Annotated in this window: 14 protein-coding genes; 12 read left to right on the top strand and 2 right to left on the bottom strand. The window is 37.7% G+C overall.

Going from position 1 to position 17,639, the window contains the following annotated elements; genetic code table 11:
• Positions 1–23 precede the first annotated feature (23 nt).
• The 5 genes from KHA87_RS20335 (at position 24) to rlmD (ending at position 5,939) form a co-directional block, all read left to right on the top strand.
• Positions 24–941, top strand: coding sequence for a diacylglycerol kinase (locus tag KHA87_RS20335; protein WP_213095973.1), 918 nt, complete (start codon positions 24–26; stop codon positions 939–941).
• A 173-nt stretch (positions 942–1,114) separates the two neighbouring features.
• Positions 1,115–2,122, top strand: coding sequence for a DUF3231 family protein (locus tag KHA87_RS20330; protein ID WP_213095972.1), 1,008 nt, complete (start codon positions 1,115–1,117; stop codon positions 2,120–2,122).
• A gap of 634 nt (positions 2,123–2,756) precedes the next feature.
• Positions 2,757–3,965, top strand: coding sequence for a threonine--tRNA ligase (thrS, locus tag KHA87_RS20325; protein ID WP_213095971.1), 1,209 nt, complete (start codon positions 2,757–2,759; stop codon positions 3,963–3,965).
• Between the two features lie 205 nt (positions 3,966–4,170).
• Positions 4,171–4,452 (top strand): hypothetical protein, encoded by a 282-nt coding sequence (locus tag KHA87_RS20320; protein WP_213095970.1) that lies wholly within the window; start codon positions 4,171–4,173, stop codon positions 4,450–4,452.
• Positions 4,453–4,550: 98 nt separating this feature from the next.
• Positions 4,551–5,939 (top strand): 23S rRNA (uracil(1939)-C(5))-methyltransferase RlmD, encoded by a 1,389-nt coding sequence (gene rlmD / locus KHA87_RS20315; protein WP_213095969.1) that lies wholly within the window; start codon positions 4,551–4,553, stop codon positions 5,937–5,939.
• Between the two features lie 404 nt (positions 5,940–6,343).
• Here rlmD and KHA87_RS20310 read toward each other — a convergent pair whose 3' ends face one another.
• A complete protein-coding gene (locus KHA87_RS20310) occupies positions 6,344–8,395 on the bottom strand; it encodes a S9 family peptidase (protein WP_213095968.1) in 2,052 nt (683 codons plus the stop codon).
• A gap of 693 nt (positions 8,396–9,088) precedes the next feature.
• On the opposite strand from KHA87_RS20310, the gene abc-f reads away from it, so the two are divergent.
• The 7 genes from abc-f (at position 9,089) to KHA87_RS20275 (ending at position 16,735) form a co-directional block, all read left to right on the top strand.
• Entirely contained in the window at positions 9,089–11,017 is a 1,929-nt protein-coding gene (gene abc-f, locus KHA87_RS20305) for a ribosomal protection-like ABC-F family protein (protein ID WP_213095967.1), read from the top strand.
• A gap of 64 nt (positions 11,018–11,081) precedes the next feature.
• On the top strand, positions 11,082–11,993 hold the full coding sequence (locus KHA87_RS20300) for a GNAT family N-acetyltransferase (protein ID WP_213095966.1): 912 nt from the start codon (positions 11,082–11,084) through the stop codon (positions 11,991–11,993).
• Positions 11,994–12,191: 198 nt separating this feature from the next.
• On the top strand, positions 12,192–12,605 hold the full coding sequence (locus tag KHA87_RS20295; protein ID WP_213095965.1) for a YjdF family protein: 414 nt from the start codon (positions 12,192–12,194) through the stop codon (positions 12,603–12,605).
• Positions 12,606–12,905: 300 nt separating this feature from the next.
• Complete coding sequence (locus tag KHA87_RS20290; protein ID WP_213095964.1) at positions 12,906–14,162, top strand: MFS transporter; 1,257 nt, start codon at positions 12,906–12,908, stop codon at positions 14,160–14,162.
• Positions 14,163–14,271: 109 nt separating this feature from the next.
• Positions 14,272–14,775, top strand: a complete 504-nt coding sequence (locus KHA87_RS20285) for a universal stress protein (protein WP_213095963.1) — start codon at positions 14,272–14,274, stop codon at positions 14,773–14,775.
• 390 nt (positions 14,776–15,165) lie between these two features.
• Positions 15,166–15,705, top strand: a complete 540-nt coding sequence (locus tag KHA87_RS20280; protein ID WP_213095962.1) for a sigma-70 family RNA polymerase sigma factor — start codon at positions 15,166–15,168, stop codon at positions 15,703–15,705.
• Positions 15,680–16,735 (top strand): DUF4179 domain-containing protein, encoded by a 1,056-nt coding sequence (locus KHA87_RS20275; RefSeq protein ID WP_213095961.1) that lies wholly within the window; start codon positions 15,680–15,682, stop codon positions 16,733–16,735. The genes KHA87_RS20280 and KHA87_RS20275 overlap by 26 nt, the downstream gene beginning before the upstream one ends.
• Positions 16,736–16,810: 75 nt before the next feature.
• On the opposite strand, the gene KHA87_RS20270 is transcribed toward KHA87_RS20275, so the two are convergent.
• Positions 16,811–17,209 carry an acyl-CoA thioesterase gene (locus tag KHA87_RS20270; RefSeq protein ID WP_213095960.1) on the bottom strand — a complete coding sequence of 133 codons (399 nt, stop codon included), beginning with the start codon at positions 17,207–17,209 and terminating at the stop codon, positions 16,811–16,813.
• Positions 17,210–17,639: the final 430 nt, after the last annotated feature.

Below are 17,639 nucleotides of genomic sequence, written 5' to 3'. Positions count from 1 at the left end.
AAGATTAGATTAGGATGATGAACATGAAAAGAGCAAGAATAATATATAATCCCACTTCTGGGCGAGAGCTTTTTAAAAAGCATCTGCCTGCTGTTTTGCAAAAGCTTGAAATAGCAGGGTACGAAACTTCATGTCATGCAACAACTGGAGCAGGAGATGCTATTGAAGCAGCTAAGTTAGCAGTAGAACGCAAATATGATTTGGTCGTTGCTGCTGGTGGAGATGGCACTATTAATGAGGTAGTTAATGGACTTGCCGAACAGGAATATCGTCCTAAGTTGGGAGTAATTCCGGTTGGAACAACAAATGACTTTGCTCGCGCTTTGCATATCCCCCGTGATATAGAGGCAGCAGCAGATATTATCGTAAAAGGTGAAATCCTACCGGTTGATATTGGAAAATACAATGAAGGCTATTTTGTTAATATTGCCGGCGGCGGAAGGCTGACGGAGTTAACGTACGAGGTTCCAAGCAAACTAAAAACAATGATTGGTCAGCTAGCCTATTATTTAAAAGGTATTGAGATGCTTCCGTCTATTCGGGCGACTGATATGAGAATTGAGTATGATGGAAAGCTTTTTGAGGGAGAAGCTATGTTGTTTTTAGTCGGCTTGACAAACTCCATTGGCGGCTTTGAAAAATTAGCTCCAGATTCCTCGATTAATGATGGACTATTTACTTTAATGATTTTAAAGAAAACAAATCTTGCAGAGTTTATTCGCGTGGTCTCCCTTGCGATACGTGGGGAACATGTGAATGATCCAAACGTTATTTATGCTTCTGCCAATAGAATTAAAGTGAGCTCCAGCGAGAAAATGCAGCTCAATATTGATGGAGAGTTCGGGGGACTTGTTCCAGCTGAATTTGAGAATTTGTATCGACATTTGGAAGTATTTGTACCTTTGGATCAAATACGTCCGCAGGATAAGATTGATGAATGAGCAAAAACGTTTACCAATGAGGTAAACGTTTTTGCTGTTTTTATAGACCTCTAAAAGATGATTCCTCTGATCTGTGAAAGTATTCCTTGGGTACAAGTTATGAACAGTTATACATAGTAACGAAAAAGTGGTGTTAAAATAACGTTATGTATATGAAAGGGGATCAAGGGAAAATGGAAACGGAGCACAATATTAAGTTAACAGCAAGTGAAATTTCCCAACTATGGGCAGCGTATTTAGATAGTAGCCTGAGTCATTGTATTTTTACATATTTTTTGGAATATGTAGAGGACACGCAAATTAAAGCTGTCATTGAAAAAGCATTCAATATAGCACAAACACATCTCCAAAAACTGGTTACTATTTTTACAAGTGAGGGTTATCCTGTTCCGCATGGTTTCAAAGTGGAAGAAGATGTTAATCTATCTGCTCCCAGATTGTTTTCAGATCCTTTTATCCTCTACTTTATGCACCATATGAGTGAAACGGCTCTTGGATTTTATTCAATCGCTAAAACGGTTTGTGCCCGGGCAGATGTTCAGTCCTATTTTTCGGAATGTATCCGTGAACTCGATGAATTTGAGACATTATCGAAAAATTTGCTTCTATCGAAAGGTTTATATATACGTTCTCCACAAATTAACCCACCAGAGAAGGTGCATTTTGTGAAAAATGAGCATTTTTTGGCAGGGTGGTTTGGAAGGAGAAAAACATTAACAGTAGGTGAAATCTCCAACCTAGTTGTTAATTTTCAAAGAAATGCGTTAGGAAAAGCCACTATGATCGGATTCAGCCAGGTTGCACAATCTAAGGAAGTAAGGCAATTCATGAAAAAAGGTAAGGACATCGCTGAAAAACATTTGACCGTATTCGGGGAAGTATTGAAGGAAAGTGATTTGCCAGTTCCAATGAGCTGGGAAACCGGTGTTACTTCCTCTACGATTGCCCCTTTCTCTGATAAAATGATGATGTTTATGACCACAGCATTGATCGGTTTAAGCATTGGATTTTATGCAACGAGCATGGCCACAAGCTTTAGAAAGGATTTATCGCTGAACTATGTTCGACTATCAGCGGAAATCGGCACTTATGCAGAAGAAGGCGCAAAAATTATGATTAAAAATGGATGGCTGGAAGAGCAACCGCTTTCAGATGACCGCGATCGGCTAGCTAAAGGGTAAAAAATTAAAAAATTGTCTTGCACTTCTAAAAATTTCATGATATTCTACATTTCAATTACAAACATTTTTTAAGGCTATGAAAAGGATATGAATCATTCCATCACTTCTTACCAGAGAACAGGGTCACCGGCTGAAAGCCCTGAAGAAAAAGAATGATTTACCACCTTGGAGCCTGTGGTGGGGAAATGCGTTAGACGCAAAAGTAACCATCATCGGAAAAAAACCGTTATCTTATTGGAGCATAAATACAGACTTTTTGTATTTATGGAATTAGGGTGGAATCACGGCCGCACTCGTCCCTTGGATTGGGATGAGTGCGTTTTTATTTTTTTTTTACAAATTCATATAGAATAGCGATGATAAGGACATGATTCATTCAAACATTTCTTTGACAGAGAACAGGGTCGCCGGCTGAAAGCCCTGAAGGAAAAGAGAATGATTTACCACCTTGGAGCTTGTGGTGGGGAAATGCAAGATATGCAGATTAACCATCATCGGGATAACCGTTATCTTACTTAAAGCATAGTTTCAGCATGGGCTGTACTATGGAATTAGGGTGGAACCACGACACACTCGTCCCTTCGTTGGGATGGAGTGTGTTTTTTTATTATTAAAATGTGTAGGAGGAATCAAAATGTCAATGAATATAGAAGCGGAAAAAAGAAATCATCGTAAGTTAGGTCAAGAATTAGAATTATTTGCTTCCATGGAGGAAGCACCTGGAATGCCATTTTTCTTGCCAAATGGTATGGTAATCCGAAATGAGCTCGAGAATTTTTGGAAAAAGAAGCATCAGGAAGCAGGTTATCATGAAATTAAGACTCCTATTATGATGAAGCAGGAGCTTTGGGAGCAATCGGGTCATTGGGATCATTATCATGAAAATATGTACTTCTCCAATGTAGATGAGCAAAGCTATGCTATCAAGCCAATGAGCTGTCCAGGAGCAATCCTTATTTTTAACCATAAGAAAAGAAGCTATCGCGAATTGCCAATTCGCTATGCGGAGCTTGGGCTAGTTCATCGTCATGAATTATCCGGCTCCGTTAATGGATTGTTAAGGGTACGCTCCTTTACTCAGGATGATGCTCATATCTTTGTTAGAAATGATCAAATTGAATCGGAAATTAGCAAGGTTTTGGAGCTTATTAACGAAATTTACTCCCATTTTGGTTTTGAGTACAAAATCGAGCTCTCTACTCGTCCAAATGAATTTATGGGATCCGCTGAAATATGGGATCAAGCGGAATTAGCGCTGGAATCTGTTTTAAAGAAACAGGGCTTGAACTACCAAATTAATCATGGCGATGGAGCCTTTTATGGACCGAAAATTGATTTTCATATTTTAGATTCATTAGGACGAAGCTGGCAATGCGGAACAGTACAATTAGATTTTCTAATGCCGGAAAAATTCAATTGCTCTTATATTGGTGAGGACGGTAAGCCTCATCGTCCCGTTATGATTCATAGAGCAATTTATGGATCCATTGAACGGTTCATGGCTATTTTGATTGAACACTTTGCAGGAGATTTTCCACTTTGGCTTGCACCGGTTCAGGTGAAAGTTCTGCCAATAGCGGAATCCCATTTAGACTATGCCTACTCCATTAAATCAATGCTGGAAATGGCAGGAGTTAGGGTAGACATGGATGAAAGGTATGAGAAAATAGGCTTAAAAATTAGAGATTCAGAAAAACAAAAGATTCCATATATGCTTGTCATTGGGGACAAAGAGGTGGAAAACCAATCGGTTGCAATCCGAAATCGAAAGGACAAGAGCCAAAGCTCCATGAGAGCAGATGAAATTTATTATTATTTAAAGGGTGAGATGATGAAAAGATAGTGGATTGGTTGTACAAGATGGAATGTTAGAATTATTGTGGTTCGTGAAAAATGAATGGCGGCTACCGAAATAAAAAAGGTTTTGGCCGAAAAATGGATATGAATTGCCGAAAAAAGTGGAGTAAACGTTGAAAAAAGCAGGTAGTATGCGAAATCCAAGGTGGAAGCTGAAATAAATAGGGAAATGGCCGAAAAATGGATAAGAATTGCCGAATAAAGTGGGGAAACCGCCGAAAAAAGCAGGGTATATGCCGAAAATCAAGGTGGAAGCCGAAATAAAAAGGAAAATGGCCGAAAAATGGATATGGATTGCCGAAAAAAGTGGGGAAAACGCCGAAAAAAACAGGGAGTATGCCGAAAACCAAGATGGAAGCCGAAATAAAAAGGGAAATGGCCGAAAAATGGATAAGAATTGCCGAAAAAAGTGGGAAAACGCCGAAAAAAGCAGGGTATATGCCGAAAACCAAGGTGGAAGCCGAAATATATAGGAAAACCGCCGAAAAGTGGATTTAGGCTAATGCCGATTTAGCATTGAACCTGTTGATATGGTACAATCATCTCATAAAAAATTAAAGGAAGACAATCAATGACCAATCAAGCACCAGTTCAGAAAAATGATTATATAGATGTTACATTTGAAGATTTAACGCATGAAGGAAACGGGGTAGCAAAGGTAGATGGATATCCTCTTTTTGTACCAAATTGCCTTCCGGGCGAAAAAGCGAAAATCAAAGTCGTAAAGCTGAATAAGGGCTACGGTTTTGGACGCCTCATTGAACTCTATGAAAAAAGTTCAGACCGAGTAGAACCAGAGTGTCCTATTTATAAAGAATGCGGTGGCTGTCAGCTCCAGCATTTAAGCTATTCGGGCCAATTAAAAGCTAAACACAAACAAGTTCGAGAAGTGCTAAATCGTATCGGGAAGCTGGAAGACGTCGTTGTTCATCCTGTCCTTGGAATGGAGAACCCATGGAGGTACCGCAACAAAGCACAAGTTCCAGTCGGAGAACGAGAAGGCGGCTTAATTGCAGGATTTTTCCAAAAACGCAGCCACGATATCATTGATATGGAAGCCTGTCTCATCCAGCAGGAAAAAAATGATATAGTAGTTCAATCCGTAAAACGAGTCTGTGAAAAATATGGCGTGAAGGCGTATAACGAACAAACACATAAAGGAACACTTCGCCACATCATGGCTCGTTATGGAATGAAGACAGGTGAAATCATGATTGTGCTTATTACTCGCACAGCAGAGCTTTCAAACAAAGACAAGATCATAAAAGAAATACGAAGCACAAATCTCAATATAAAAGCAATTGTTCAAAATATTAATCCTAAGCGCACGAATGTAATTTTCGGAGAGGAAACAAAAGTGCTTTGGGGAGATGAATACATCTATGATTACATCGGAGATATCAAATTTGCCATTTCTGCTCGTTCTTTCTATCAGGTAAACCCGGAGCAAACAAAAGTCCTCTATGATCAAGCATTGAAATACGCAGGATTAACCGGGGAGGAAACGGTTATAGATGCCTATTGTGGTATCGGAACGATTTCTCTTTTTCTAGCTCAAAAGGCGAAAAAGGTATTCGGAGTAGAAATTGTACCTGAGGCGATTGAGGATGCAAGACGGAACGCCGAACTAAATGGATTGGAAAATGTAGAGTTTGCCGTTGGGGAAGCGGAAAAAGTGATTCCTAAATGGTATCAGGAAGGTGTAAAAGCGGATGCTCTAGTGGTGGATCCACCACGAAAAGGCTGTGATGAGACCCTCCTCCAAACCATTATTGAAATGAAACCGAAAAAAGTGGTTTATGTATCCTGTAACCCGGCTACTTTGGCCCGAGATTTAAGGATTTTAGAAGATGGGGGATATAAGACGGTTGAGGTTCAGCCAGTGGATATGTTTCCGCAGACGATGCACGTGGAGTGCGTCTCACAATTAGTATTAAAGGAAGGAGCAGGCTCCCGATAAGGGATGACCTGCTTCTTTTCAATATAGAGGTGTCGAGAATGGGGAATGAATTATTCTAAACCCTCCTCCTTCTAAACAATTTTTGAAATTCTTTAATTAAAAAGTGTTAAGCATGGAAAATATTCAGATACATAAATCCTTTCGTCATAATTACCTTACTGCTTTCAGTAATTTTTAGAGGAGATTTTAAATGCGTGTTGAAGGAGTTTATACATATCTGTGCAATAACTGCGAAACTCTATGGAATAACATATATCACTTGCACACTTTCTCCCCAAAAAGCGTTGTATTAGATTAGAGTTAGTAAGGTTAAAAATTTATGGGCACCCGGATATACTCAGGGTAAATTCGAGGGTGCCCCTATGACCATTATGAACCCCCGATTTTCGGGGGTATTAATTTGTTTATTTAGTATCAACGTCGAGCTTATCGAGAATGAATGCATAGCAGGCGGCGGCTTCCTTTAAGTGGTTGAAACGGCCCGATGCCCCAAAGTGGCCAGCGCCCATATTCGTTTTAAGCACAAGGATGTTTTCATCGGTCTTTGATGCTCTTAGGTGTGCAACCCATTTGGCCGGTTCCCAATAAGCTACCCGAGGATCGTTCAGACCGGTTGTAACATACATATGTGGATAGTCCTTCGTTTCTACATTGTCGTATGGGCTATACGACTTCATATAGAAATAGTCCTCCTGGTTTTGAGGATTGCCCCATTCGTCCCATTCGAGGGTGGTAAGGGGAATCGTGGCATCGAGCATTGTAGTGACTACATCGACGAACGGTACTGCCGGAATGATGACCTGAAATAGCTCACCGGCCATATTGGCCACTGCGCCAACTAGCAAGCCACCAGCACTACCTCCGCGGGCTGCCATTTTACTTGAGGTTGTGTAGCCCTGCTCAATCAGATATTTAGCTGCTGCGATAAAATCAGTGAACGTGTTTCGTTTATTTTGCATTTTTCCATCTTCATACCAACCCCGTCCCATTTCGGAACCGCCACGTACTTGCGCCGTGACAAATATGATTCCTTTATCCAAGAGAGGAAGACGGTATGGGTCAAAATGCGGATCGCTGTTTGCTCCATACGATCCATACCCATGCAGAATCAACGGGGCTGGCCCATTGTCGAACGCTCCTTCCCGATAGACAACAGTCATCGGCACTTTGATTCCATCCTCCGCTGCCGCCCACAATTGCTCTTGACGGAAGCGGGATGTATCATATTCCCCGCTGACTGTAGCAACTTGCAAACAATTCTTCTCGCCAGTTTGCAGATTCAACCCATAGGTTGTTTTTGGAGTGAGCAAGGATTCATATTGGATTAATACTTCCGTTGCCTCATAGCTTTGCCCAGGTAAAATGGATACTGTGTAGAGTGGTTCATCCCATTTGATTTGCTCCAATTCACTATCGCGTACTACCCATATTTGCGTCAATCCGTTCTCGCGGCCAAAGAGAAGCAACTTGTCGCGAAACGGGTACATGGCTTGAAGATAGCGCTTCTCGCTATGCTTCACTACCTGTATCCTTGAATGGATATCATTCAGAGGACAACGGAGCAATTGAAAGTTTGCCGCACTTTCATTTGTCAGTATGAGTAGGTCATCTCCCCAATGCTCGACATCATATTCTATTCCTTCACGCCGTCCATCTAATAGTTGCAAAGGTGATAGAGGGGAATCTGCATCTAACAGACGAATCTCGCTAGTTGTTTTCGATCTTGAATGCACAAAAATAAACTTTCCGCTCAATGATTTATACATGCTTAATGTAAACGTAATATCATTTTCTTCAAAAATCAGCTGATCGCTTTCCGCTTTACTGCCCAAACGATGCCGCCATAACTGATATGGGCGTTGACTTTCATCAACGGTAATATAAAAGATATATTCACCGCACTGACTCCATTCCATACTGCCATATAAGAAGACATCTGGTATCCTGTCGGGCAGAAGATTACCAGTATCCATGTCTTTTACATGGATAGTATATCGGTCCGTGCCATCTCGATTCTCTAAATAAGCCAGACGGTTGTGATTGGTACTCATACGCTGCACTGTTATGCTTAAATATTCACCATCTACGGCTAATTCATTCAGATCGAGTACCACTTCCTCCGGAGTTTCAGACAGTAGCTCGCGGCTTGCCGCCTGCTTACGAGCATAGATTGGGTATTGTTTGTTTTTGTCTAAACGGGAATAGTAGTAGAATTGTCCATGCTGAACCGGTACTTTCAATTCTGAATCGGGAACACGGTCTACCATGCTTTGGTAAATTTGTTCGGTTTGTTCCTCTAATGGTCGCATGATTTCATCGTAATACCGATTTTCTTCCTCTAGATAATGGATAACCTCCGGATTATTACGATCCCTTAGCCAATAATAGTCGTCTTCGCGCACATCGCCATGCAATTTATGGGGATGAGGAATGCGTTTTGCTACAGGTGGTTTCATAAGCTCTCAGCTCCTCTTTTCATTATAGTTACTATTTTTCGTGACATGGTCCATGAATTCCTCTTTTTATACCCGGGCGGTGGACATAATGGACTGGAAGACTTCGAAGAAGGATTCTAATTAGCTTCAAAGTTGCTGTTTACAAAGATACAAAAAAATGGGATAATAGTGAAAATTCATGGGGGAGGGAAAAGTAAGTTTATGGAACCAACTAATTGCCAATATTAATTTATTCAAAAATTAATATGAATTTTGTATGGAGTGTTCAAAACACCTAGTTTATTAGGTTTATTTGTTATGCTCTTTATGGAATGACGGCAAATTAGAAGGTAACTTACTTTACTAGAAACCGATAAAATAATTTATTCAGTATTACCCGGTATTAAAGACGTGTCTTTTTAGCACGGGCTTCATCCGGATCGCTGTATAATAAATTATTAATGTTTTTTCACGGATAAATGACTGTAAGAAGAACCATCTTCTTATGGTCTTTTTTATTTTATAGGCTTTGTTATTTAGGCAGGTAATCACCAGCAGTGTATGCACCTTGTTCTATGGTGTGTAAAGAAATTATTTCCGCGTATACACATAGATACTTTTAACATAGCCATTATGAAAATAAATAGTAATGAGTCTTCTTTGTCATGTCCATAAAATGCATAACATGAATTATGGATGAAAGAAGGGATTAGAATGTTGGAATTAAAGCTAAATGGTGTGAAAAAATTTATGGAAGCCACCCTTGTGGTGAAGAATATAACCTTCGAAGCCTATGAGGGAGAGAAAATTGGAATTGTAGGTGCAAATGGAAGTGGAAAAAGCACTATTCTAAAATTAATTGCTGGAATAGAGCCTATGAATTATTATCCTGGCTATCCGCAAACCTCGAGTTATGGTTATGATGAAGGCTTAATTCATAGGCCAAACGGTGCTACGATCGCTTATCTTGAACAAATGCCTGTGTACCCTGAAGGCTTAAGGGTGATTGATGTGTTAAATATGGCTTTTAAAGAAGTGGACGGAATAGAGCAGCAAATGCGTGAACTAGAGGAAAAAATGAAGGCTATAGAAGGAGAGGCCCTTGAAAAAGTGCTGAACAAATATAGTAATCAGCTTCAACTATTTGAGGTGAAAGGTGGATATGACCGTGAGGAAAAATTAAGCAAGGTTTGTACAGGCTTGAAATTCGATGATCACTTTTTAAACAAGGATTTTGATTTACTAAGCGGTGGGGAAAAAACAACCGTAATACTAGGAAAGCTTTTAATTCATAATCCAGACATCTTGCTGCTGGACGAACCGACTAATCACTTGGATATGGATTCTATTGAGTGGCTCGAAGGTTATTTGAAAACTTATAAAGGAATCGTTATCATCGTTTCTCATGATCGCTTTTTTCTCGATAATGTGGTTAGCAAAATTGTAGAGATAGAGGATATGGAATCCATTTCTTATAAGGGCAATTACTCGTCATTTGTGAGTCAGAAAGAAGAAAATATGCGGATTCAATATGAACATTACAGGGAGCAGCAAAAAAAGATTCACAACATGGAAAAAACGGTATTGAGTCTGAGAGATTGGGCGATGCGGGCGGATAATAATAAATTCTTTCGAAGAGCCGCCAGTATACAAAAAAAGCTCGATAAAATGGAACGAATAGATAAACCAATATTCCAGAGACGGAATATGAGGCTTGATTTCAAGACATCTGATCGGTCCGGAAAAGAGGTAATAAAAGCGGTCGATATTTCTAAAAGCTATGGAGATAAAGTGATTTTAAGGAACGCCAATTTAATGATTCATTATGGTGAAAGAGTGGGGCTAATCGGTCCGAATGGCTGTGGGAAAACTACCTTTTTGAAAATACTCTTAGGGGAAGAAGTACCTGATACTGGCATCGTAGAACTTGGCGCTAATGTAATGTCAGCCTATTTACCACAGAAGATCACCTTTAAAAATGAGGAACTCACGGTGTTGGAAACGTTTAGAGAGGATATTTCCATGTTAGAAGGTAAAGCACGGGAATATCTTGCAAAATTTATGTTTTATAAAGGTAGCGTCTTTAAAAAAGTAAAGCAATTATCAGGGGGTGAAAGGATTAGGCTTAAGCTTGGAATGCTTTTATACCATGATATAAATTTATTAATTTTGGATGAGCCGACTAATCATTTAGATATTGATTCCATAGAAACATTGGAAGCAGCTCTGGAAGAGTTTAAAGGAACGATTTTTTTTATCTCTCATGACAGATATTTCATTAATAAAATGGGAGAAAGAGTAATTGCGGTCGAGGATCACTCTTTTAAAAGCTATACAGGAAATTATGACTACTATAAAAATTTACAAATAGAGCAATTTCCGCAAAATACGAAGACTATCCAACAAACTGCTAGACCACCACAGGAGCAACATATGAAAAAAGAAAACTTGGGGCTAGAAAACGAAAAAGCGAAGGCGCTCAAAAGGATTGAACGCCTTGAAAATGAAATAAAAGAGATAGATATAGCGATGTCTACAGAGGAAACCGATTATGAGGAACTAAATAAGCTTTATTCTATGAAACTAGACTTGAACAAGGAATTGGATTCTGTTATGGAATGGTGGCTAAGTATGGCTAATTAATTTCAGTTTCATGCTACTTAGACGTGAAAGCTACAGAACTATTAATATTTTTGAGGTGAATAGGATGGGCGACAAACAAATAGATATTAATTCTTTAACTTATCTTGATAATTATACGAATGATATTTCCAAGCGGGAGAGGTTATATCCGCTGTTTGAAAGAGTTTTTGGTATTCATACTAGTACTCTAAGAGATTTTTCTAATAAGGGATTGTGGAATGATAAGTATATTCCTTTTACTTTTTTTGATGGTGATCGGGCGGTAGCGAATGTATCTGCTTTTCCGCTTTCTATGAATATAAATGGGAAGTTTATCAACTGCTACGGAATTCAATCGGTGATGACAGACCAGGACTATCGAAGCAAGGGTTTGATGAAAAGATTGTTCCAAATGATGCTGGATGAGATGAATAGCCTTTATGAAGGTGCGATTTTATTTACAAATAGCCCGGAGCTTTATACGCCATATGGATTTAAAACAATTAAACAGTATTACTTTAAAAAGAAGCTAAAATTAAACAAGTTTAAACCTGAATCATCCTTATTGAAGCTAGACCCATTAATAGAACTGGAACATTTAGAAATAATCAATAAGGTTTTTGATAAAAAGCAACCATTATCCAATGTATTTGCTCCAATTTCTTATTTAAAGTGCTTATACTTTAATTTTTATAATCCTTGGATTTATGAAAAACTTTTCTTTATTGAGGAGATAGAAACAATCCTTGTATTTGAAGTATCAGATGGGATATTAAAGATTTTCGATGTTATGGGTGAAAATATGCCATCGCTTGAAATTTTGTGTTCCTATATACCATACGATTTCCATTCAATCGAATTTTATTTTCATCCGGATATGTTTGATGTGGTTGATGGAGAGGTAATCGAATATCAGACTCAAAATAAATTAATGGTAAGAGGATCCTTTGATCTAGAAAACCAACGATTGATGATGCCGTTAACTGCTGAATTTTAAGGTAAAAAGGACATAACTTAGTTTCTATTTAATAAGTTTTTGCGATACGGTTTCTATGCTGTTAACATAATAATGTGGAATGAAAAAACACGATTCGGTTGGTAGTCCGAATGCATCGTATATAGTAGGATGTCAGTAACCTTCCCCTCCTCGGGATGTCCTTCATTCCATGATTTCAAAATAGAGGGGGGAATCGTCATGAAATTGACGATTTATTATGATGGCCAATTTTGGGTTGGCGTCATTGAAATTCAAGAAAAGAGAAGATTAAAGGTTTACCGCTATGTCTTCGGATCGGAGCCAAAGGATGTTGATGTTTTAGAATTTGTTAACTGTCGGTTGCTCGCTATTCTCCACAATGGAATGCAGCGTGGAGTTGAAACTGGCAAAAAGCAAAGGAAAGCAATTAATCCAAAACGCCTTCAGCGGAAGGTAGCCAAAGAATTAAAGCAAAAAGGCATTTCGACAAAGGCTCAAGAAGCAATAAAAGAAGAAATAGAACAGCGGAAAGTGCAAGCGAAAAAGTTAAGGAAACAACGAAATGATGCTTGCAAACAAAAGAAGTGGGAGCAAAAACAGCAAAAGGCTAAACAAAAACATAAGGGACGATAATTCCTTAATCCAAAATTTTTGGACCGGTGTTCAATGGAACGCGGTCTTTTTTATTTGTAAATGTCGTAAAGGAATAAAAACAAATTTTAAGAAGGGGATTGAAAAGGAATTTTTATGAGGGTGAAAAAACGAACGTGTGTTCTTTTTGTGGGTTCTGCAAATAGGAAAGTTATTTACCTTATTTTCCATATTAATAGTATAAAAGAAAACAAAATATAAGTCTATATTTAATTGAAAAAATATTCTATATTTTATTAACCGGCCGGTAATCGTGATTAATTTAAGAAAAGGGGTAAAAGGATGAATGTAGTTAAAGCGAAACAAAGGGATAGTGGAGCTACATTTTTTCAACTTTTTAAACAGTCGCCACAGTTTACTGCTTTATTATTAGGACAGATGTTTTCTTTGTTAGGGAGTTCGATTACGAATGTGATTTTGCCGATTATCGTTTTGCGTGAATCAAAATCAGCAGCCATGATGGGAACGGTTATGGCCATTTATATGGTGCCATTTATTTTCCTCTTGCCTTTTTCAGGAGTACTGGTAGATAAAATGAATAAAGTGAGAGTGATGATTTTTGCTGACCTGGTAAGATTCGGCTTAATGCTAACCCTAGCTTTGATTACTTTTTTTGATCAATTTCATATGCTCACTATATTTATTATCATGTTTTTCATGGGGATTATGGAGAGCTTTTTTCAACCAGCTTATTCAGGCGTTAGAGCAAAAGTTTTTATAAAAGAGATTCGTAATGCAGCAAATTCCATTACACAAGTGATGATGCAGAGCTTGAAATTACTTGGTCCCATTATAGGTGGTATTATTGTCTCTGTATTCTCGGCATCCTGGGGATTTGGGATAGATGCTGTTACTTATATTATTTCATTTATTTTTTTGTTAACACTGAGAAGCATAAGTTTTCAGCGGGATAGTAACCAAACACAAGCTAAGAGCTCAATAAGAAAAGATTTTCGTGAAGGAATCGAGGTCATCAAGCAACAGTCATGGCTTTGGATAACCATTCTTGTCTTTTCGTTTATTAACATTTTTTGGGGAGGTATTATCAAGGTATTACTTCCTTGGTTGATTAATATCCATTACAAATTTGAACCTACCGTGTTTGGTCTCGTTATTTCTGCTTCTGGCGCTGGAGCGGTTGTCTGCGGGGTTATTTTCGGCATACGGAAAAAGTGGAACAACAGAGGAATTCTTACTTATACTACTGTCGCTATAACCGGCTTATCTCTCCTCCTTTTACCTGCTTTTGCGAGTGTTCCTTTCATCATGCTGTTGATGTTTATAAATGGAGCCTCCAATATGCTTGGTGGTCTCATATGGGAAACAAGTCTCCAAGAGCTTGTACCGGAAGAGAAATTTGGTAGAGTCGCAAGCTTAGATATGTTAGGTACCGTTGCATTGTTGCCAGCTGGATATCTTTTAACCGGATGGATAGCGGAAGGTATTGGGGAAATTACGACATTAATTGCTTTTAGTTCGGCCATTGCCATGATTGGAGTAGTGGTTCTTCTCAATAAAAGTATTCGGGCGTTTGATTAATGGTTTAAGGTAGAAAAACAGTGAGTAACATACTGTAAAATAAACATGTTTTTATCCAAGGAATACGGGTATAAGAATAGAAAGTCAGAAGAGGAAAGGAAGCTAAAAAATGTATAAGCATATCCTTGTTGGTTTTGATGATTCACAGGATAGCATGAAGGCATTAGAAAGAGCTGCCCAAATATATTCCGTGAACTCTGACTGCAAGATTACAGTAGTACATGTTATTCAACAACATACGAATGAACTTACTTTTGATCATTATCATTTAAATTACCCAATCGGTCCAAGACCGGACGGAGGTGTCTATCCTGCTCGAATGATATTGAGAGAAGATGAGCTCCCCCATAATGTACCGGAGCATATACATGACCCTAATGAGGATGTTATGGGTCACGCGAGAGTATTTTTAAATCATCGAAATGTTACTGCTGAATACAAAACATTGGATGGAAAGCCTAGTATTGATTTATGTGAATTTGCTTTAGACCATCAGGTTGATTTAATTATTGTCGGGAATAGCGGAAAAGGGCTGTTAAAAAAACTAGTTGAAGGCAGTGTAAGTGAAACAATCATGAAAAATGCTGAGATGGATGTTCTTGTTGTAAAATAAGCATCTGCTTTTCGGAATATCCCATAATAGTAGACAACGGATCTACTATTATGGGATATTTTTGTGTTTAACTTTTAATTATGTCTTGTGTGGGTCCTTGTAAGTAAATTAAGAAGGATTACATGCTTTTCAGTAGAAAAATATTAAGTGAATGGAAGTTTATTTAGTCTCGGGCTTTTTCCTTGTAGAAGTGATTATGTTATGACTATGGATGAATACTTGCCTCACTAAAAAGATATAAAATTAAAAATTCCCTCCAATTAATATTCTTCTTAAAAAATTATTTCCGGCAATGGAACGAATTAAAAATTTTTAATGTCTAATAAGTGTAAAGACAATATCCTATATTTTAAAAAGTTAGTTGAAATTTCCTTAAAGGGGGGAGAAGTTATGGAAATCTTTCAATCTTTTCATAATGCTTCAGAGGATAATTCCTTTGACAAACTAATCCGGGCAGAACAAGAGAAACTTTACAGAGTTGCATACTCCTACGTTAAAAACGAACAAGACGCTCTTGATATAGTGCAAGACACAATTATTAAGAGCTATAAATCTTTTCATAAATTAAGCGAAATAGAATATTTTTCAACTTGGATTACTCGAATATTAATAAATACAGCTCTGGACCATTTGAAAAAAAATAAAAATGTTATTCCATTAGACCTGGCCCCTTTTATTTCTGGATACAATGAGGAGGATTTTTCCATTACCAAAATGGATATTTCAAGTATATTTGAAAAGCTTAAACCTCAACAAAAAACGCTAATAATACTTCGATTTTATTACGGTTATTCTATACAAGAAATATCGGAGCTTATGGATAAGCCAGAAGGAACCATAAAGTCACAATTGCATCGTACTCTGAAGAAGTTTGGAGATTTTTTAGGAGAAGGAGGAGATTTATATGGAGAAGCTCCAACAAGATATTAAAAATATGATAGACAATATATCAGTGCCTATGGATGAACTTAATAAAACAGTTGAGAGAGCGATATTTATAGGGCATAAACACCGACATAGAAACAACCATAAATGGAAGAGGAAATTAACTACAGCCTGTATTTCTGTTGGGTTAACTGCAGCCACACTATTCGGTCTTTCCTTTACAACATTTGCAAAAGACATTCCCATTTTGAGCAGCATATTTAATTTTTTCAATGGCGACGGACTTTATGAAAATTACCATGAAAACGCTAAGAATCTTGGGATAACGCAAGAAGATAATGGAATAAAAGTAACGGTTAAGGAAGCCGTTTTTGACGGACAAAACATATTCATTACCTATGATATTGAGAGTCAAAAAGATTTGGGGAAATCTCCGTTTTTATCTGGCATACCACAAATTAAAGGTGCCTTTTCGCAAGTGGAATCTACTACCCATAAAATTATTAAAAAAGATAAAAATCATTACGTTGGAATTACCATTGGCCATCTTTATTCTGATGAAGAAAAGGGTCATTTCGAGTTTAATTTGGAGGGCTTTATGCTGCATCCGGAAACACACAAAGTAGATATAACTGGTAACTGGAATTTTAAATTTGATTTGAAGGCTACAAAAAATAGTAATCAAGTTGTGAATCAAAAAACCGAGAAGAAGGGTGTTACGGTTGCTGTTAGGAACATAACTTATACCCCGATGTCCTTTAATATTTATTGCGATGGATTTGTATCCAATGAGATATATGGCAAGTGGGATTTTGTATTTGTAGGTATTGAAGTGAAAGATAATTTAGGAAATATTTATAGAAACAATTTTTATGGCGGAGATACCAATTCAGACATATTTATTCAGCCTTCCAATTCTTTTGAAAAATTGAACCCAAAAGCAACCAGTTTAATTATCACTCCAGTAGTACGGCTATTGGATGCTAATAAGGGATCTAAAGGGCGATCACGAGATAGCAATGCTCCAAAGGAAGAGTTTAAGTTAAAAGAGATTGTCGTTAAAATTAAAAAATAACAAAAGCTACTTAATTTGTAGCACAATATAATGACACCCTTCCGTTAGGATAGGCACGAAGGGTGTCAAATTCTTTTAGTTCTTTACAAATAATGACCGTAATTCCTCCGGAACATCCCGGCTTTTTCGTGTTTTGGCATCCATTGCAACACTTGTTACAAGTGCATCGGCACATTTTTCTCCATGTTGATTATAAATTTCCTGACGCAAAACATAACTGCTTCCACCAACCTTTTCAGGCTTCGTATGTATCGAAAGGCGGTCATTCTGACGACATTCTTTCCGGTAATTAATATTAATGTTAACCGTTACTGTCTGAATGCCCATCTCAAGAAAACGGTCATAAGGCAGGACGGCATTCTCATACCAATTTTCCCGTCCCCATTCGAGGTATTCCAAATACTTTGCATTGTTCACATGTCCGTTTACATCTATTTCAGTGGAGCGGACAATGATTTCTAAGATATCTTCCATTATACGGTTCCTCGTTTCCATTCATTTTCTTTATTGATCACTACTGCTCATTTATTCTTATCCGTATTATACAATACTATTTCTATTACAGTTGTAATGTTGTTACGAAGTAATGGAACTGCCTTCCAAAGAATTCGGGTAGGGAATGTAGTTGCAAATGTGTAAAACATCCTCCATTATCTTTGACATTTTTTTTAGTTGTTGAACTCCTGAAATTGCTAATAATAGCGGTTGAAGTAGTTTTTAATCAAACGTTTGATTAAGAACATCTTTAGTTGTATAAAGTCGATAATTGAAATATCTTGTTCTTTTTTTGTGTGAGTCGTTCACTTAACCAATCACTTCTTATTCACCATTTTTTTATGTTCCATTATCACTAACTAATTAGGTAATTACTCAACTTTTATGGTGTATAAAACGTATTTCTTTT

It is taken from the genome of Bacillus sp. FJAT-49736 (assembly GCF_018343615.1).
In the GTDB taxonomy this organism is placed as follows: domain Bacteria; phylum Bacillota; class Bacilli; order Bacillales; family Bacillaceae_C; genus Margalitia.
The sequence above is the reverse complement of the archived record's forward strand: the minus strand, read 5'-3'. Positions and strand labels throughout refer to the sequence as shown.